The 18,930-nt window shown below is 69.9% G+C and carries 14 protein-coding genes; 7 read left to right on the forward strand and 7 right to left on the reverse strand.

The genetic code is table 11. The features are described 5' to 3' along the window. Window positions 1–9: 9 nt before the first annotated feature. The 6 genes from ACWD3O_RS09795 to ACWD3O_RS09820 all read left to right on the forward strand — a co-directional run bounded on the left by ACWD3O_RS09795 (window position 10) and on the right by ACWD3O_RS09820 (window position 4,763). Window positions 10–507: a DUF6009 family protein gene (locus tag ACWD3O_RS09795; RefSeq protein ID WP_332758482.1), complete on the forward strand. Its 498-nt coding sequence runs from the start codon at window positions 10–12 to the stop codon at window positions 505–507. A gap of 387 nt (window positions 508–894) precedes the next feature. Next, window positions 895–1,107, forward strand: a complete 213-nt coding sequence (locus tag ACWD3O_RS09800; RefSeq protein ID WP_325750552.1) for a hypothetical protein — start codon at window positions 895–897, stop codon at window positions 1,105–1,107. 34 nt (window positions 1,108–1,141) lie between these two features. Beyond that, window positions 1,142–1,357, forward strand: coding sequence for a hypothetical protein (locus ACWD3O_RS09805; RefSeq protein WP_376620849.1), 216 nt, complete (start codon window positions 1,142–1,144; stop codon window positions 1,355–1,357). A gap of 2 nt (window positions 1,358–1,359) precedes the next feature. Next, window positions 1,360–2,139, forward strand: a complete 780-nt coding sequence (locus ACWD3O_RS09810; protein WP_332757000.1) for a metal-dependent hydrolase — start codon at window positions 1,360–1,362, stop codon at window positions 2,137–2,139. Between the two features lie 186 nt (window positions 2,140–2,325). Further along, a complete protein-coding gene (locus ACWD3O_RS09815) occupies window positions 2,326–3,564 on the forward strand; it encodes a hypothetical protein (protein WP_451415485.1) in 1,239 nt (412 codons plus the stop codon). A 107-nt stretch (window positions 3,565–3,671) separates the two neighbouring features. Continuing rightward, window positions 3,672–4,763 (forward strand): hypothetical protein, encoded by a 1,092-nt coding sequence (locus tag ACWD3O_RS09820; protein ID WP_451415486.1) that lies wholly within the window; start codon window positions 3,672–3,674, stop codon window positions 4,761–4,763. An 86-nt stretch (window positions 4,764–4,849) separates the two neighbouring features. Here ACWD3O_RS09820 and ACWD3O_RS09825 read toward each other — a convergent pair whose 3' ends face one another. The 7 genes from ACWD3O_RS09825 to ACWD3O_RS09855 all read right to left on the reverse strand — a co-directional run bounded on the left by ACWD3O_RS09825 (window position 4,850) and on the right by ACWD3O_RS09855 (window position 15,725). After that, window positions 4,850–7,207: a hypothetical protein gene (locus tag ACWD3O_RS09825; protein ID WP_451415487.1), complete on the reverse strand. Its 2,358-nt coding sequence runs from the start codon at window positions 7,205–7,207 to the stop codon at window positions 4,850–4,852. Then, window positions 7,207–10,155 carry an ATP-binding protein gene (locus ACWD3O_RS09830; protein WP_451415488.1) on the reverse strand — a complete coding sequence of 983 codons (2,949 nt, stop codon included), beginning with the start codon at window positions 10,153–10,155 and terminating at the stop codon, window positions 7,207–7,209. The genes ACWD3O_RS09825 and ACWD3O_RS09830 overlap by 1 nt, the downstream gene beginning before the upstream one ends. After that, window positions 10,155–10,616 (reverse strand): hypothetical protein, encoded by a 462-nt coding sequence (locus ACWD3O_RS09835; protein WP_451415489.1) that lies wholly within the window; start codon window positions 10,614–10,616, stop codon window positions 10,155–10,157. The genes ACWD3O_RS09830 and ACWD3O_RS09835 overlap by 1 nt, the downstream gene beginning before the upstream one ends. Window positions 10,617–10,672: 56 nt before the next feature. Continuing rightward, window positions 10,673–10,975, reverse strand: coding sequence for a hypothetical protein (locus tag ACWD3O_RS09840; RefSeq protein WP_451415490.1), 303 nt, complete (start codon window positions 10,973–10,975; stop codon window positions 10,673–10,675). 178 nt (window positions 10,976–11,153) lie between these two features. Continuing rightward, window positions 11,154–12,299 (reverse strand): conjugal transfer protein, encoded by a 1,146-nt coding sequence (locus ACWD3O_RS09845; protein ID WP_451415491.1) that lies wholly within the window; start codon window positions 12,297–12,299, stop codon window positions 11,154–11,156. Window positions 12,300–12,705: 406 nt separating this feature from the next. Further along, complete coding sequence (locus tag ACWD3O_RS09850) at window positions 12,706–15,099, reverse strand: hypothetical protein (protein ID WP_451415492.1); 2,394 nt, start codon at window positions 15,097–15,099, stop codon at window positions 12,706–12,708. After that, a complete protein-coding gene (locus ACWD3O_RS09855; protein ID WP_451415493.1) occupies window positions 15,081–15,725 on the reverse strand; it encodes a hypothetical protein in 645 nt (214 codons plus the stop codon). The genes ACWD3O_RS09850 and ACWD3O_RS09855 overlap by 19 nt, the downstream gene beginning before the upstream one ends. Window positions 15,726–17,442: 1,717 nt before the next feature. Here ACWD3O_RS09855 and ACWD3O_RS09860 point away from each other — a divergent pair. Continuing rightward, entirely contained in the window at window positions 17,443–18,180 is a 738-nt protein-coding gene (locus tag ACWD3O_RS09860) for a hypothetical protein (RefSeq protein WP_451415494.1), read from the forward strand. Window positions 18,181–18,930 lie beyond the last annotated feature (750 nt).

The raw sequence follows: 18,930 nt of genomic DNA on the forward strand, positions 1-18,930 counted from the left end.
ACCGGAGCGGTGAGCGGCCACTACGCAGTGCCGCCGCACCCCACTAAACTGGAGAGGGATGGTGGACGCGGGCGTGAGGCTTCAGCGACCGACCCGAGGAAACCGAGAGCAGAAAGGGGCGCGGACAGCATGAGCTCGCTACTCACTGACACGGACGTCACCGGGGAAGCCACGATCGTGTGGCTGGAGGACATCACGACTTTGGAGTACGTGCGTCAGGCCGTCCACGGCACCCCCTACCGGGTCGGCAAGCCCCCCTTCGACGGCCTCGGGCGCCTGGTGGGTTACGCGGAACTCGCCCCCACCGTGCAGCGGGACCCTGAAACGAGTCTGTTCCATCGCCGTGTCTTCTTCCTCGTTCCTCATGATCGAGACTCTGCGCCTAACGGCGACTACCGAACGGGGTCACCGGGCGAGGCTGTCGACCCACTCACCGTGGCTGCCCGCCGTACTGGGGAGAAGACCGAACGCTCCCAGAGGCGAGCGATAACCCCCACGGGCGCATAAGGGTCCGTCCTTACGAACAGCACAGCTGGCCCGGGGCCTGGCAACACGAGTCGTGTTGCCAGGCCCCGGGCTTTTGCTATCCAGGGGCTGAAGGAAGTAGGCCCCTTCCAGCCCCTGAAGTTCTGACGACATCTGCCCAGTTCAGAGGGGGTCCCTACCTCCGCCAGGGGCTGAAGGGGCTGATCTTCCAGGTTTCGAACTTCGGGCGCGAAGCCCGCGCTACGTCCGTCCCCCCAACGCTAAGCAGACGTGAACCCGGCTCTTCAGCCCCTTCAGACCCTGGCAGAGCTGAGCAGCAAGCACTGTGGCCCATCGGCCCGCAGGCTGAACGAATCGCTTAGCCGGCCCACACCGGCCTTGTCCGCTTCCGCATGGACTATCTGCGGCATGTCATCACCATCTCGTGGTCCGGTCGGGGTCCTGAAGCGCGTCCTGGTTGCTCTCGTAGCCGCAGGCGTCGTCATCGGCTTCTGGCGGTGGACAGGCCAAGGCAGCGACGTCACTGATCCGGGCTGGCTGGACCGCACCACCGAGACGGTCACGGACTTCGGGGAGTCGATGAAGGACCTGATCAGTCAGCTCGGCGACCAGGTCGGGTGATGACGCGTCAACGGACCTTCGAAGGGATCCTCCAGTGATACGTGTTGCACGGTGGCTGCTGACCGCCATGCTGACCATCGGCCTCGTATGCGGCGTCCTCAGATACGTGCGTGATGACGGAGCGGGCGGCATCCGCGACCTGGTCACTGCGTTCGTGGGGGGCATCGCCGATGTCACCTACCGGTGGGTGCCGCCCACCGTCGAGTTCCTCGCCAGCCTCGTGTCGGACCTCTTCGGACAGGCGGCCTGACGATGGTGATGGGACCTACCCACGCCCTGTCGGGCGTGGCCGTGTGGATGGCCGGTGCCGCAGGCCTGCAGATGTGCGGAGTCACCCTTCCTGGAGCCGAGGTCGCGGTGGGCGCGGCAGTCTCGGCGGGGGCGGCCCTGCTGCCAGATATCGACCACCCGTCGTCGACCGTCGCCAGGACGTTCGGGCCGGTCTCCACGGCGTTGTCGCACGGTGTCGACCGAGCCGCGACGGCGGTCTACAACCTGACCCGTACGGCCCGGGAAGCTCCGCGGACGGGCGGGCACCGCACCCTGACGCACACCGCTGTGTTCGCCGCGACCGTCGGCGGCCTGGTCAGTACTGCGTGCGGACTGCTCGGCAAGCCGGCGGCGGTGACCGTGCTGTTCCTGATGCTCGGGTTGGCGATCCGGGGCCTGATGGGCCGCTGGGCAAGACGACAGGGGTGGATGGTCACGACCTTGGTGACTGCGGCAGCGGCGGCAGGTGCCGTCTGGTGGCTGCCGCCCGGGCGGGGCTATCCGGTACTGGGCCTGGCGGTCGCGGTCGGGTCCCTCACCCACTGCCTCGGCGACATGATCACCAAGCAGGGGTGCCCGCTGGCCTGGCCGCTGGTGCATCGAGGGAAGAGGTGGTGGGAGTTCGCCCCGCCAGCGGCGCTGCGGATACGCGCCGGAGGCAGCTTCGAGAAGACCGTCCTCGTTCCCGTCCTGGCCCTCTCGACCGCGGCAAGCACCGCGTTCGCGATCCCGGAGGTGCAGGCTCTGATCCTGTCCGGATGACCCCGCCGCGGCGACTGGCCCGTGGGCCCGGCTGGCCAGTGCCCTCTCGCCGGTTGTTGCGGAAATCCACCGGTCACCGGCACAGCCGGTTTCGCCCGGGTGGACAGTCAGTGGTCAAATGGCCGCGACTTTGTGATCACCACTCCGTCGCCCGAGGTGCCGGCGGACCAGCTCGAGGAGAGGTACATGAACCGCTTCCCCACCCGCGCCGTGGCGGCCGCGGCCGTCGTCCTGCTCGCGGCCGGTTGCTCCAGCTCGGGGGACGACGGTAAGAGCACACCTGGCAAGGACAGCAGCGCGACACCCTCACAGACGCCGGGCCTGGGCCTTGAGATACGTCCCGGGAAGGACCTCGTCGCCCACCAGGGCGTCGCCGTCGCCGCGCTGGACCGAGAGACGCTGCAGATCCGCAAGCAGGTCACCGTTCCCGAGCCGGCCGCCCAGGGCCAGCTTGCCGGGACCGGCAGCCGCAGCCGCGTCTTCGACAGCTCCTTCCAGTACGCCCTGCTGGGTGAGAGCGGCATGAGCGCCAGCGGCCCCGAGGGAGAGCTCAAGGTTGCCGACCTTGCCGCGGCCGGCAGCGACAAGGCCGTCGTGACCCTGACCCGCGAGCAGCTGACCGCAGCCGGCGTGACGGGGGCGGTGTCCGGGGCCCAGTTCACCGGGACGCCGAAGTCCCCGCAGCTGTGGTTCCAGACCACCGCGGCTGACAGCCCCGCCGGCGAGACCTGGTCGAGCTCGACTGCCGACCAGTACAAGATCACGTCGCTGTGGTCCGTCAACATCAAGGACTGGCAGGCGGGTAAGCGCACGGCGCGCAAGCACGAGGTCCCCGCCGAAGTGCAGGCGTACTGGAAGAGCCAGGAGTGCCAGACGGCGTTCTCCCGCAACCCAGGCGAGGAGGGCTTCACCCCGTGGAGCTGCTGGCTCGTCGACACCGCTGGCGTCCCCGTCGCCAGCGGTCCGGCCGACGACCGCACCGTCAACGGCACGGTGGACACCGGCTGGACGAACCCGGCCTCAGGCACCGGCAGCGAGAAGGTCACCTTCAGCTACGTCAAGGGAAGCGACGGCAAGCCGGCCCTCCCGCTGAGCGTCAGCGCCGGCGGCAACGGCGCCTCGACCCCGGACGGCATGTCCGGCCTGGTCGACAGCGGCTCCGCGGCCAAGAGCGAGCGGAAGATGTGGCGGTTCACCACCGCGGGGTCCGAGCTGAAGCTGGAGGAGCTGCCCAAGGCGCTCCCGGCGGCGGCGAGCAGCGATGACGAGACCGAGCTGTGGGTCTTCTCCGACGGCCAGGCCGTGGCCAAGGTCGAGAACGGTGACACCGCCACCGGCTGGATCCTCACCGCCGACCAGCAGTGGAAGAAGATCGGGCCGTGGGCGGACGAGCTGCTGGACGCCGAGGTCCTTACGACGTCCTGAACCGATCGGCCACAGGGTCCCCGAAGACGCGTCTTCGGGGACCCTGTCCGCTTCCGTCCTTAGCGTCCCAGGCGGCTTCACTCCCGCAGCAGAAGGACGGCCCCGGCATGACCATCCCGCAGACCGCGCGCATCTCACCGCGTTCGCGTCGTCTACTCGTCACCGTCGGCGCGCTCGGTGCCGCTCTCGTCGCGCTGCAGCTGGCAGCAGCGAGCCCTACGGCAGGACTCGTCGTCTGTGCGGTGGGCGCCCTGGGCGGTTTCCTCCTGTGGCTCAGGGCGAACCGCACCGTCGCGACGGCCATGATGTCAACCTGCCTGACGATGATGTGGATCCCCGCTGTCATCAGCCGGGTCGGAGAGGCCGCTGGCGTCCCCGAAGCGATCGCCTCCTGGGAAGTCGTACCGATGTGGGCTCTCACCCTCGCGGTACCGGCCGGCGCCTGGCTGCCGACCCGGCATCGCGGCTCCCGCGCTGTGACCGTGCTGCTGTGCCACGCGGCGATCAGCGTCACCGCGCTGACCGCCGCGGTGTTTCCCGCATCCTCACTGTCGACCGCAGCCGTGCTGACCCTCCTGGTCGTCGTGATCCGTTCCGGCGTCCCAGCGGCTGTACGGGCACGGCTGTACCGCGTCCGGTCCGCAGACATCGGGGGCCTGGAGCAGGTCCGCGACGGCGATGGGCGCCTGTGGCTCTCGGCGATGCAGTCCGGCCCCAAGGAGCGTCAGGTGTTCGTCGGCCACGGAGGCGTGGTGGCAGTCGTGCACCGGCTGCCGCCCGGTCGTGTCACCCTCACGCGCGTCGAGGATGAGCCCGGAGCCAGGGTGCAGGCCTACGCGCTCAACGGCTCCGCAGACGAACTCGTCGAGGTGCTGGGGCGGTTCGTCGCCGAGGACCAGGATTTGGCCCGGGCGCTGAGCATCGACACGGCCGACGTCGTCACCCTGGTCACGGCGCCGCACGCCGGTCTTGCTGACGAGTCCCTGTCCATCGACCTCGCCGGCCTGTGGGACAAGGCCGCTCACCAGTACGTCGACCTCCGGGTAACCCTGCTGGCCGCCGCGGAAGCGACAGGCCACCTCCAGCACCTCACGGTGAGGCGGCGCCGGGTGGCGACCACAGGACAACGAGCGGCTGCCCGCCAGCACGGAGACCGGCGACAGCGCGGCGTCGCAGCGACAGCCATGGCGATCCGCTGAACCACCGGATCCGGGACAAGGAGAAGGGGCTCGGCCACGGGATCATCCCGTGGCCGAGCCCCTTTTCGTCTGCCTACGTGCCCCGCTCAGTCCTCACGCGGGGCCGGAGGCCTCGGCGGCGTCTCGTCGACCGGCGGCCTGGGGCTCGTCGGCCGGCGGGGAAGCTCACCCGACTCCGGGGCCGAGGCCGGAGCAGGCCGCGGTGAACGCCGACGAGGAACGGGGTCGGAGCGGTCCGGCCCTGAGATGGACACCGGCTCCGGCCCGGGACGGCTCGCACGCGCCCGGGGGGACGGCGCCCGGGTCGGCGGAGCCGCAGTCGCTGCCTCCCCGCCGGGACTTCCGCTCCCATCCGGCCTGGACGTCGGCGCGGGCGTCCGGCCCCGCCCTCCGGCCGGACGGGAGACGTCGTCGCCCGTCCCTGCCCTGCTGTCGCTTCCTTCCGCCCGCTTGCTGGTCTTCGCCGTGGCATCCGGATCGGCGCCGCGTGTGTCCGCCCGGGACCTGCCACCGCTCGCTGCATCCGGGCGCCGCCCGGACACAGGCTCCGGACGCCTTGTAGCCGTCGGGGAGTCCGTGGTGCTCGGCGAGGGGCGCCTGCCACCGGAGGTGCCGGGCCGGGACGGACCCGTACCGCCGCGTCCAGATGTTGACTCGTTCGGTCCCTTCGGTCCCTGAGGCCGTCGTGTCCCTCGCGGACTGGGCCGGCGGTCGCCGATGACCCGCCGGGCCGCGGACCGCGCCCGGGTCTTCGCGAAGCCCCCGGCACGGCTGGTGACGTCGTCGTACGCGGCCTTCGCCTCGAAGGCCTGGTCAGCGCTCCGCTTGGCGCCCTTCCCCATCTTGATCGCGAAGTGCCACAGTCCGGCCGCCGTCAAGATGATCATCAGCACTTGGACGCCCAGGGAGGCGTTGCTGCCCAGGATCAGGCTGTAGATCGCCATCAGCAGGGTGAGTGCGATCCAGGCGATGGCCTTGAGGACGAAGGAGATGGTGAAGGCGTTCGCCCATTCCCTGGCGGCGAACGTCGCCGGCGGGAACGCTGCCACCGCGCCGACGATCGGCAGCACGATGATCAGGATGAGGATGAATCCCTCCCAGAACAGCTTGAACAGGGCGACGATGTCGATTGACGGCGCGAGGATCACGTTGGAGACACCGGAGGCGAGCGCGACCTGCATCCGGGAGGACGGGTTGGCTCCCCGCCAGTCGTTGAACCGGCTCTTCCGGTCGTCCTTGGCCATCTGCTTGGCGACCTTCTCGAAGTAGTCGCTCTTCTTGCCCAGGGAGTCGAGGTTGTCCGCGCGCGTGTACGTCTGCGCCATCACCTGAGCCGTGCGGATGTCGGTGCACCGGTAACCGAGAGAGCAGTCGTCGGTGTCCCACCCGCCGCTCGCGTCGCCCTTCCAGCCGCTGTCGATGACGGTGTTGGCGTTCTGCCCGAACTGTCCCGCGGCCCACGGCGTGAACATCATCGCCTTGTACATGGTGCAGGAGCTGATGCGCTTGGCCCGGTTCGGGACACCCTCGGCTAGCCAGCAGGGGTCGGCCGTCTTCGTGCCGGCGTTCTCCGGGAGCATGACCTCGGTCATCGCCGAAGAGAACCCGTTGATGGCCTTGTCGGCCTCAGACGTGACGGTCGTGTACCAGGACCCCTGAAGCAGCAGCGCGCTGATGAACAGGGAGGCGACCATGCCGCCCAGGCCCTGCCACACCTTCGAGCGGCTCTTGGTCCGGCTGTGCACCACCACCCACGCGCCACAGAGAATGATCATGACGGTGCCCAGCGGGGCCCACACGGTGGCGTACAGCTTCGCCACCAGGCTGTTGGCGGTGCCGTCCTTGCCCTGGTACAGGTCCTGGAACGGGGCCGTGTTCATGGCCAGGTCCTGGATGGCCAGGCTGAAGCTGCCCAGGGACTTGCTGAACTCGAAGACGGTCTGGGCCATCCAGTTGCCGGCGACGTCCATGATCGAGCAGGAGTCGTCACCGTCGACGTTCTTCTTGTACGTCGACCACAGCAGCCCCCGGCCGTTGGTCAGCTCGTAGAGGGTGTAGTTCCGGGCGACGGTCTTCTTGCTCATGTCGGCCGTCGGCTCGGGCCCGTACTCGGGCTGAGCCGACGGCAGCAGCACGGTGGACGCCGAGGCGTAGAACTCGGGCCCCCAGTTGCCTTTGCCCGGCACACCGATGCAGTCCAGCCCGAACGGGGCTGCCTGCGCTGTGGACATAGGCGTTCCGAGGACCACGGCCAGCACGGTCAGCACGGTGAAGACGCCTGCCCGGGCCGCCGCGCATGTCCGGCGGACACCGCGGGCCAGCAGACCGCGGCGGCGGGGCGCGGGGAGGCTGCCCGCGGGGACGGCGAGGGGTGTCATGCCCGCCCGTGCGGAACCACGGCGGGGCTTCGGCGGTATCAGCCGAGTGGTGAGTGCGACGCTCATCAGGCCGCCACCTCCAGGTCGTTCATCTCGCTCTGGAACGACCAGTCCGCCACGTCGGCGGGCGGATCGACCGCCTGCCGGGCAGGCCTGGTCTTCGGGTTGGTGTCGGTGGCCCGCAGCAGCTCCGCGAAGACCAAGTCGATCTCGGTCGTGCCCACCCGGTTGTCGGCGTCGCGGTACATGCACACGCCGGTCTCCAGGTGCGGCTCCATCAGCGAGGCGATGACCCGCGGGTCGTCCGGGTCCCGCTTGAGCATCGGCGCGACCCGGCGGGCTTCCTCCACCGACTTCTGCAGGAACATGAAGGCGGAGTGGATCTGGTTCGTGCCGCCCTCGCGGGACTCCGCGTCCTCGATCCGGATGAGGTCGGTCACCTGCTGGGTGATCAGGTAGACGACCATTGCGTACGAACGGCCCTGCTTCAGGGCGCGCTGCAGCAGCGACCGGCCCGCCGGGGTCGCGGTCACCACGTAGCTCTCGTCGACGAACAGGGCCTTGGGACGGGTGGCCATCTTCCCCGTCACGGGGTGCTGCTCCAGCTTGACGTCCAGCATCTGGCTGGCCATCCGCATGACCATCTGCAGGATCGTCGACGCGAGCCGGTCCGGTGCCTGCCAGTTGTCAGGGTTGTCGTCCTGCGGGAGTTCCAGACCGCGCAGCGTGATCACCGTCCGGCGCCGCCGTACGGTCTCGAACGGCCGGGGTTCCTTGGCGAACGCCAACCTGGCGTACGGCATCTTCCGCAGCGACCGCAGCACGGTGACGGCCAGCTCGAGCTCGGCGAGCTTGTCGGCCCGGCTCGCGGCGTCCTCCTGTGCGGCCGCGAGCTGCTCCTCGATGTTCTGCACGACCTCCCATGCGGTCGGCCGCGGTGTGGTGTCCGCGGCCTGCGCGGCACTCGCGCCCTGTGACATGGCGGCCTGCAGCCGCTGGTCGTACCGGTCGAGCACCGCTTCCATGGCGACGGTGACCGGCACCTGGATCCGCTGCCACATCTGCTGGCCGATGAACCCGGCGAACATCGTCTCCGCCACCAGCCGGCCGGCGTGGACATCCGGGGTGATCGACCACGGGTCCAGCACACCGTCGTGGGACTTCAGCAGGTCGATGACCCGGGTCTCGGCCCAGAACTCCTCATTGACCGGCTGGAACTTCGAGTACGCCGTGCCGATGGTGCCCTCGGCCGCCTCCCGCTCGAAGTCGGGGTCGTTCACCTGCGCCCCGAAGGCGAGGTAGTAGCACATCTGCGCGAAGTCGACCTTGGGGTCGATCGCCACGCACTCGGTGCCCGACTCGGACTCCTGGAAGAACTTCAGCAGGCCCAGCGACGACTTGCCGCCGCCGGACGCACCGGCGCAGGCGACACCGGCGCCCATGTTGCGGGCCGGGCCGACGTGCAGGCCGTAGTGGACCGGGAACCGGCCGGACCAGCCGATGAACGGGCCCTTCCAGCCGAGGACGTGACCGCTGCGGTCCCGGCTCGTGCGGTCGCCGATGTTGACCCCGGCCGTGGGCAGGCCGATCCCGAACGTCTCCAGGGACTGGATGCGCTGGTACGGGGCGATCGGCAGCTTCGGGTCGTCGCCCGGCAGGGATTCCTGCATCAGGCGCCACTGCAGCCGCTTGGCCCGCAGCACCTCCACCCCGGCCTGCCGCTCCAGGTGCTTCTTCAGCTCGCTGGCCCGCCGGTTCAGTTCCTCCACCGTCGGCGCGGAGACCGTGAAGCGCATCCGGCCCTCGAACCCGGGACGCGGGTTGTCCACGGCGATGTCGACCGCGTCCTTGGACACGGCGACCTGGTCGGTCAGCTGCTGGTCCGGTGTCCGGCCACCGGCGACCATGTCCTCGTACTCGTCCTTCAGGTTGTTGTGGATCTTGCTGATCTCCTTGGTGAACCGCTCGGCGGGCAGCAGCGTGCCGCGCCAGGAGACGTCCACCGGGAAGTCCAGCTCCCCCACCCGCCGCGCCCACGCCTGGTACTGCTGGAAGCGCACGTTCTCCGGCCACGACGCGACGACGAGCGTGGTCGTGTACGAGGTGAGCTGCTGCCCGGTCTCCTCGTCGACCTGCTCGATCTCGATGTGCGTCGGCCTTGAGTTGTCACCGCGGAAGTCGACGACCAGGTCGAACTGGCTGCGGCCCCAGGCCCTGGAATGGATCAGCGGTTCCTTGGGGACCGGCAGGTGCCCGTAGAGCGGCTTGCGGATGTGGTAGACGAGATCGGCGCGCGAAAGCGGCTCGCCGAGCCTGCCGAACGCCTGGTGGACGGAGGCCGCGACCGCCTGCCACCGCTCGATCGTGGACGGGGCCAGGTCCTCCTCCGCCACGCCGGTGACGAACTCTCCCGCTCGCGCGGTCAGCCCCGGCCGGGCTTCACCGCGGGCGCGCGGTGCCTCAGCAGCCGTCTCTCCCAGGTCCACCGCCGGGCCGTGAGCCAGCGACCCGAGCTTGATGAACAGCGCGACCTCCCGCTCGGAGGCACCCAGCCGCTGCTGGTACTCCGCGATGCGCTCCACGTACGCACGGAAGTTGGCCGTCGGCAGCCACGCCGCGTCGACGATCTTCGCGGTCTCGGCGGCCGCGTCGACCGGCTTCTCCACGATCTTCAGGTGCCACTCCACCGGCCGGCCGGACCGGCCGAGTGCAGCGAAGACCCGGCCGGGCTCTGTGGCCATCGCCGTGAGCTCCTCCGGTGACGCCAGCTCCTCCGGGTGGGTCGTCAGCCGGATCGCGGTCCACACGGAGTCCCCGTGGATGAACATCGTGTCGTCGGCGTACCGGTACGGCAGCCGCTGGGCGTCCTCACGCGCCTGCGTGCTGGTGCCGCTGATGGGCTTCTTGTCCTTCTTCGCTTCGTCGGCGAGGTCGTCCTTCTTCGACGGTACGAGGAACCACGCGAGGGCCAGCACGGCCACGATCGCCACGAATCCGATGATGAGCGCCCCCATCAGGAGACCTCCTTTCGTGTACTGCGGGTGGAAGGTCCGCCAGGTGGGGACCAGAGAATGACCTGCCAGTGCAGGCGCTGCGGTTCCTCGGACCGGCCCAGGCCCTGGACCCGGCGCGGTTGCCGGAAGGCGTAGTCGAGCCGGACCACCAGCTCCGAGCCGGGCCGAAGTTGACTGCCGGGGATGGGCCGGGACCACATCCATCCGACGAGGATGGGAGGAGGCGCGAACAACGCGGCGGTCACCCACCACGCGTCACGCATCGGCGGGATCACGAGGCTGATCAGCCCGAGCAGCAGCCCCCAGCACAGGGCCACCAGCAAGGCCACGCCGCAGGCCTGCATGTTGATGCCTGGCATCCACTGCGGCAGCGGACCACCCAGCCGGAACATCCGCTTCGGGCGGTCTCTCATCCGCGTGTAGTCGTGGGCGACGATCCCGTCGCCGTCGTGCCAGTCCATGAAGCTCCTTGGTGTGGAGCTGCCCCCAGTCGGCTGCGCCTTGCTGGGGGCAGCCGCTACTTGAGCGTGTTGGTCGCGAGGCCCTGGATGATGGTGAGGATCACCGCGCCGCTGACGATGATCGCGACGCCGAGGCCGAGGACGCCGAGGTTCTGTATCGCCTCGCGCAGGCTCTGGCCACCCTTCATCGAGACGATGACCTTGATGCCGAGGACCACGATCATCAGACCGGCCAGCGCCAGGCCGATCACCTTCACCTCGGTGCCGAGGTTGGTCAGCACGCCGCCCACGGTTGGAGCGGCGAGCGTGTGCAGAGACGCCGGGCTGAGGGCCGCGACGGTCGAGAGGGTTTGAGACATGAGCGTTCACCTTGCGTGAGCTGCGGATTTCCGACGCTCACGTTGTAGATCGCAAAGCGGACACCCCCTCTGGGCGCGGATTGCCGGCGCCGGCGGCCATGCGAAAGCCCCGCCCCTTGCCCGCTGGTATCGGCAGTCAAGGGGCGGGGCTCACCGGAGGCCGGGGCTGCCGCGGACGTCAGGAGGCGGGAGCCTTGCCACCCGCCTCGTCCGGGACGCCGGCCCGGATGTCCTTCACGAACCAGCCCTGGTCCGTCAGCACAATCTGCACCCGGTACCGCTCGGTGACATGGGCGCTCCCGGTCTTCCACTGCACGCTCACCCGCGCCCAGGTGACATCGCCGACCTTCCACTTGTGGCCGTCCGTTGCCCCCACCCCCTTGGGGAGCAGCACCTTGACGTCGGACACCTTCGGGGAATCCAGCGCACCGCGAAGGCCCGCCCTGGCGGCGCTGCTCGCTCCCGGCGCGACGTAGCGCGTCAGCGTCGTGCCGTTCGAGGAGCCCCAGGAGGTGAAGAAGTCCGCGAACAGCTTGCCCTGGAGATCTCCCGAGAGTTCGGAGTCGACCTGCAGCGGGTCCTTCACCGCCTGCGGGGTGGCCTGGTCCGGTTGCGGCAGCGTGCCCACATCGCCGACGACCCGCATGCCGTTGCCTGACTTCAGGTCGTCTACCCACACCGGCACGGACAAGGTCCGCAGCGCCCCCGTGGTCAGCTGAACCTGGATGCCGATGTAGTAGCCGTGCTGCGGGTACTCGGCGATCGGCTCCATGTAGCCGGACCACACCGAGTACGCCACGACCTGACTGCCCTTGCCGTCCCACCCGCACGTGGTGTCCACCCCGGAGGAGGACAGACGCGCGATGGCCTGACGCCGCTGCTCGGCCTGCTCGGGGCTCTGGTTCGCGCACAGTCGGGCGTAGCGGTCCGCGAAGGCGATCGCCCGTTCCACCGGGAACGGGGTCAGCCGGTACTGGGAGACCTGCTCGTTGGTGATACCGGTCTCCACCGGAGCGGGGTGTCCGGCGGTGTACGCCATCACGCCGACCGTGCCCAACGCCAGGAGTGAGACCGTCACCATGGCCGTCATCCTGGCGGCGACGTGGGTTGCCCTACCGCCGCTCAGCCGTCCGCCAGGCCGTGGGACATCGAACCGCTCCCCGGCGGCCGCGGGCGTGGCGACGTCCTTCGACTTGCCCGGCTTGGCCTTTGCCGCGGCCTTGGCCTTCCGCTTCGCCTCCTTCTCCTGCTTCTTCTTTTCCTTGGCCGTCTGAGCCGGCGCCGCCTGGTGGTGCGCGGCCGGACTCTGCGCCGGGGCCGGCATGTACTGAGGGGGCTGCCCCTGCGGCGGGGCCCCCTGTGCGAACAGCTCTTCAGCTGCGCGTACCGGGTTGTATCCGGCCGGTGCTGCCGGTGCCGGCTGGCCGGGCCAGGGTGCCTGTCCCGGGGCAGTGTGGTCACCCCACGGTCCCGGAGCAGCCGGGGGCGGCCCCCCGGACGGCATGGCCGGGCCCTGGGGTTGTGGCGCCCAAGGATCCTGCACCGGCGGGTGCTGATGGGCAGGGGTCGTTCCCTCGTACGGGGGCTGCGGATGGGTCACGTCATCTCCAAGTACAGAAAGCGGACAGGGTTGGTGTCGGGACGAAGGCCCCCGGCGCGGGCGCGGTGACTGCGACGAGCAGTGTCGGGGGCCGACCGGCCACCCCTGCTGAAGTGCGCCGGCGGGAGGCTCAGTCGAACTGCGACATGACGGAGCTCCAACCACCGTCGGCATCACCGTCCGAGTGGTCCGGCCCGCCGCTGACGGGGCCCGCCTGTCGGGCCGGCTGCCCTGGCACCTCAACGGCCGTACGGCCGGGCACTGGAACGGGAGCAGCCGGAGCCGTGCCCCACCCCCCGGCCGCGGGTGCCTGCTGCCCGGGGACGCCGCTCTCCGGCACGACGGGGACCGCAGCCGGCGGCTTCACCAGCGCCACCGGCTCCTGCCCTGGACGCCCCCAGCTCCCGTCCGGCCTCCACTCCACAACCGGTGGCCGGACCGACGGCAGCGCGGCGACGTCGACCAGCACCGTGTGGACTGCCTCCCACCACCGGTTCGGGCCCTCCTCGACCGTGTGCACGGTCGCCAGCGTCGGGTGCTTCGTGATCCACACCATGTGGTGGTCGGGCAGGTCCTGGAAGACGGAAGCGGGCACCCGCGGCTCCCTGCGGGGATCCCGCTGGATCAGCCCGCCGCGCTTCGTGCGACGGCGGCCGTGACGGTCGAGCTGGTGCTGCATCCGGGCGTAGATCTTCGTGACCTGACTCGTGAGACCGGACAGCACCTGGGCGTCCTCGGCCCCGTTGACCCGCAGGCACAGGAAGTTCCCGCACGTCTCCAGCACCCGCTTCGCCCACACCCCCGTGCCGTCCACGGCCACCAGGTCCGCCCACGACTGCGTCGACAGGATCGGCCGGACCATCGCGTCACGGGCCTTGTTGCACAGGCCGAGCACCGCATCGCCGGTCGCCGAACCGAACTCCTCGACCTGCATGTACAGCGGCCACTGCGGGGCCACACCCGAAGCGATGTCGCGCCGCAGCATGTCCGTGGTGTTCTGCATGTCCAGCAGCACCAGCGTGCCCAGGGTCCTGGCGAGCGACCCGTAGGTGGAGACGTTCAGGGAGAAGACGACGATGTCCCCCTCGTGCGCCGCTCGGCGCAGGTCGATCGTCTGCTCCACCGGCCCAGGGCGCAGCCACTGCCCGGCCGCCGGACCGTTGCTGTACGTCGAGATCAGGCGCTGCGTATCCGCGACCGCGGACCGCGTCAGCTCATCACGCCGCCAGTTCGCCACCATCGTGGCAACCCGCTCGCGCACCTCGTGCACCGCCCGACGGGCCGCGACGTGCTGAGCCGGCGGTACCCGAGAGGCGACCGCGTCGATGTCGATCCCGTCCGCGACCTTCTGCAGGAACTCGATGTCGAGCAGGTCGACGAGGCACTCGAAGCCGCCCTTGCCCACGTTGTAGCCCGACCAGTCGGCAACCTGGTACGCCAGCTGCGTGTACTCGTACGCGCTACGGAAGTAGACCGCAGCGTCCCCGTCGCGCCCCACCGAGTTCAGGAGCATGTCCGACTTCGACGTGGCGTTGCCGCGCACCAGCGGGTCGTAGAACGCCGGCGACGACGGTGCACCAGGGGCGACCGGTGTGTACGGCGAGCCGTTCGGGTCGGCCAAATCGAAGTGGAGGAAGCGGCGCCCATGGACCTGCGCGACCTCCGCGTAGTGCGCGGCCACGTCCCGGCCGCCCTTGAAGTCGACCACCACCCAGCCTGACCCGAGCCCGATGAGCTGCGCGCCGACCGAGTTGGTCACGGCTGTCTTACCCGAGCCGGGCACGCCCTGGACGAACGTCGGGCGCAGGAACCCATCGTGCTCGGCGACGACCGGCAGACCGGCCAGACCGGTACCGAAGCCGACCGTTCCCGGTATCTCCACCTGCCGGCCGAGGAAGTCACGGCGCACCGTCGTGGCGTCCGTGTACGCGCCGGTCTGCATCCGTACGGCGGTCTTGCCCGCAGCACGCCGCTCGGCCTTGCTGAGCTCCGCCACCGCGGGGACCTCGTCGAGTTCGAACTGCGGCTCGATCCCCGCCTGGAAGTCCGCCACCGCGATCCACACGGCCGCCGAAGCCAGTCCCACCGGGACCGACAGCGGCACCATCCAGCCCAGCGCAGCCGTCACGGACATCTCGTGCGGCAGGTTCCACCCCACCGCGACCGCGATGTCCTGCCACAGTCCGACCACTGCCGCGACGTGCCAGTCGACCGCGCCGGAAGCGGTTCCTTCCATCACCCACGCCACAACGAACAGCACGCCGGCGCAGACGCCAGCGGCGGCCGACAGGACTCGCCATGCCTGATTACCCACCCGTACCGCGAGCCGTCCCACGACCGCGATCGGGATGGCTGGCGCGCACACCGCAAGCAGCGTCATCCCCCAGACCGCACCCAGCCACGCGGCTACGGACTCGTCTTCAGCCCGCCTCATCTCCGTCATGTGATCCACGCCATCCCCGCTCTCCTTGCTCTCTTGATCCGCACCGCGCGCCCTCTCTCCGGCTACGCCTGCTGCTGCCACCAGGCCAGGAATCCGACGCCGGACGCCTCCGCTGACCACCGCTCGCGCAACTGCTTCCACCGCGTGAAATCCACCCGCCAGGTGTCCGGCACCTGCCGCAGGTCGAGTTGATAGGCGACGCCGGGGTCCTTCGGCTGGAAGTGCCGAACGACGAACGGGCTGTCGGGCCGGTACTGCGGCGGTCCCGGGGGCAGCAGCCCGACTTGCTGCGCGACACCGTCCGACCAGGCACCCGTGCGGGGGTGTGCATGACCGTGCAGGAGCGCCATCACCGGCTCCGTGGCGAAGTAGACGACCTGGGGAAAGATCTCCCGCGCGTCCCGGTACGACCGCAGGACCTGGCGTATCTCCGCAGGGCTCTTCGCCGTGATCTCCACCTCGATAGCCACCAGCCCCAGCGGTGCGGCGACCACAAGATCCGAGTAGTGGACCCGGCCGCCCGCACCGACCGGGGTACACAGGAACCGCTCGCGCCCCCGGCCGTCGAGCGTGGAACCGGGCTGCCCCGTAAGAGCAGCGGCGACCTGCTCCGCCCGACCGGATGTCGTCGCCTCAGCACGTCGGACCTCGCGCTCCGAGAGCACCCGGGCGCCGCCGAGCTCGAACGTGAACGCGGCGTCCGTCACGGCCAGGCGGTGAAGCAGCCGCTCCCCTGGCCACTCCGGAGGGCGGAGCTCAGTGCTGCCCGCCCGGGCGCCGCGCGCCGTTGTCCACACGCACGCCCCTGCCCAGCGGACATCCGAGGACATGCGTAGATAGCCCGCCTCGCGGAGCCAGCGGATTCTCTGCCGAGCCGTCTCCTCCACCCCATGCCAGTACCGGCGTGCGGCCTGGCGCACAGTCATGACGCCGAACCGTGTGGCGCCCGCCAGCATCAGTTCGTCAGCGACCGTGCGCTGCCACCCATCGCCCCGCGCCGTTCCATCACCTCGCGGAGCCCCGCCGGCCGACGCCTTCCGCAGCACCGCCGCACGCCGCCGCGGAGTCGCTGGCGGCACCCCCTCAGGGAGCAGCGTGACCTCTCTCGACACTGGCCTCGGCATCGGTTCTCCTACCGTCCCGACGAACACGAACGGCCCGAGAAGTACCAACCAGACCGGACACCTTGACCTGGTGGAGGAAACCTGTTCGCTCTGGAGCCGTACGCCCAGGTCAGAGCCGAAGCGGCCTCACGGCGCAGGTGCCGTTAGAGGCGGAAGTAAAGGCAGGAAGGAGTGGGGGAAGAGAGGAGGGGCGGCCCTCCGGGCCTGGCGGGGTCGGCGCGGGGCGCCGTGCGCCCTACGGGCTCGGCTGGGATGCGGTGGTGCGCTGCGCGCTGGTTGCCGGGCCGCTCCGCGGCGGAGGCGACCGGCGGGCGGGGTCGGGCCGCTGCGCGGCGAGGGTGCGGGGTGGTGCTGATGGTGGGCTGGTGTCGGGCCCGGTGGTTCGCGGTCTCGCCTGGGGGCTCGGCCAGCTCACCTACCGGTGCCCTTACGTGCCGGGGCAGCGGTGTGGGCACGAGAGGGCCTCGAAGGTGCTCCTGAGCGCGCTGGCGGTCCCTGAGGCGGCGGACGGACGGCTGGGGCCGCCGCGGAGCGGCCGTGTACCCATGGCGCTCCCTGGGGTCGCAGGGTGTACACCGCGGCCGGCACTCGGGGTGGTACCGCCGCGGAGCGGCCTGAACGGCGCAGCAGAGGGTCGACGGGCCCGTGACGGCCCGAGCGGGACCAGGGGGACTAGGAGCACGAAGGGAAGCGAGGCGCGCGCACCTGCGGGGCCCGAGGTGCCCCGCAGGGCGCCGTTGTCGGTCCGGGCCGGCGGCTGCCGGGCCCGGGGGGCGGGGCCGGGCAGGGCGGTGGTGAGCCCGGCCATTCAGGCCGGGCTCACCACCGCCCGCCCGGAGCGCCCTGTGGCGCTCCGGGCATGGCGGAGGCGTGAACCGCCGGGGCCAGTACCAGCAGGCCTCGTAGGTGGGCCTGGGGAGACCGGAGGCGGGGTGTTGGGCGGAGGGGGTGGAAGGGGGTGTGGGGGGAGAAGGGGCGGTTGCTGCGAGCGTGGCTGGCTGCGGATGGCGGGAGCGGTCGGCGGCGTTCGGTGGCGGGCTGTCCGGCTCTGGGTGGTGGGGGCTGTCCGGAGCGAGTGGGAGTACGGTGGCCGGGCTGTCCGGGTAGCCGCTTGAGCTGCAGAAACCTCCTCCTGGTCGCACGCGTGCCCGAATGTGCAGGAGGAGGTCAGCTTTTCCGCCAGGGGCATTTCCGGAGAGGCGTGTCATTACTGTGAAGACAAACCGGCATGCTGTTGGCCATGCCACGAGGAACGCCAGAACCCCTGAGGGATCGAGCTACAGCACCTGTCGTCGAGCGCGTGAGGAAGCGTCACCGGCAGGCCGGCGATCGCGACCTGGAGCTGTTCCCTGCGCCGGAGGACATCTTCGGAGTCCTGGTCTATCTCCGGGAGCGGGAAGAGGTCATGGAGCGGCCGGTGCACCGCCTGGAGTTTCTGAGGAAGCGGACGAAGGAAGAAGAGCAGCAACTTGCCGACGCCCGGGTAGCCCTGCGGGAGAACAACCTCGACCGTCTCCGGCTGATCCGGCGGTTGCGCGAGCTGGTCGACGTCCAGGAGGTCGCTGTGCTCGAGGCTTGCTTCCGAAACGGGCTCAAGGGCCGGGAGATGGGCGTCATTCTGGGCATCGAGTCCCGCGGGGGTGCTGCCCTTCGACTGCAGCGACTGCGCCTGGCCATCCAGACGAAGTGGGAGCTGCGCACTCCCCGCCTGGCGAAAGCGCGGGCGGCCCAGGAAGCGGAAGAGACCCGGCGGGTCACCTCGGGGCACGCTCGGGTCCGCCAGGCCGCGCTCAACCTGCTGTCAGTCCGGTCTTCATTCATCGCGGTAGAGGACCTGGATGAGTGGTGGGACGACCTCGCTTGGCACCTCGATGGCAACGACGAGACGCCTTCGGAGCAGGCGAGCACGGCCGCTCATCTCCGCCAAGTGGTCAGGGACATCCGCGCCCAGGCAGCACTGGAAGGGGTGCCGCCGGCCTCCGACGAGGTTGCGTTGCGGCATCTCGCGGAGGCCGAGGCGGCGGCGCGGCGGACCTGAGGTGCCGCGCAGTCTGCGTAGGTGGCGTGGGAGACACTCGCTGTCTCCCACGGGAGACAGTTGTCCGACAAGGAAGAGACTGCGATGAGGGGATGGATACCCGTATCCGGAGCGCACCGGATACGGCGGCGGAGTAGCCGTTGCGAGGGAGGTCGCCCGGATATGCCCTCGCGGCTGGGCTGGATACCCGCTGCCAAGGACGGATTGCCGGAGTAGCTGGAACGCCACACTGTCTCCCGCGGGAGACGGTTGTCCTGGGCCGACCCGGTTGCGCCTGGATACCGAGTCTGGCTGCTTGCGGTTCGGTTGGCGGGCGGCAGTTGGCAGCGATGGCAAGGGCGTAGCCAACCGCCGCCGCAGCTGGCAGGTGTTGTCAGATGAGCTGACAGGCGGTTTCCTGCCGTGCGGCGGCGCCGGATGCAATGCGAGCACCCATGGGTATCCAGTCGCGGCAGTTCCATCCATGAGGGAGGAACACCGACAGGGGCGCCTCGGGACCCTTGGCAACGCTGATGCTTCGGGTAGGGGCGTCGCCGCATTTGCCACGCCGGACGTTGACAGCTGTGGCGACCGTGGATGGTGGCGGGGCCCGCTGGGTTGGCAGATATCCGGTTGTCAACCGTCAACGGTGGTTTACCACCTGTGTCGACTGTCGGCAGATGTGACGCATGCTTGGTTGCTGGTATCCAGGAGTTTGTGCGACTAAGTGATGCTTGCGGATGGAAGTGACCATTTCAGGCCGGTTATTGC

Source organism: Streptomyces sp. NPDC002640 (assembly GCF_053592575.1).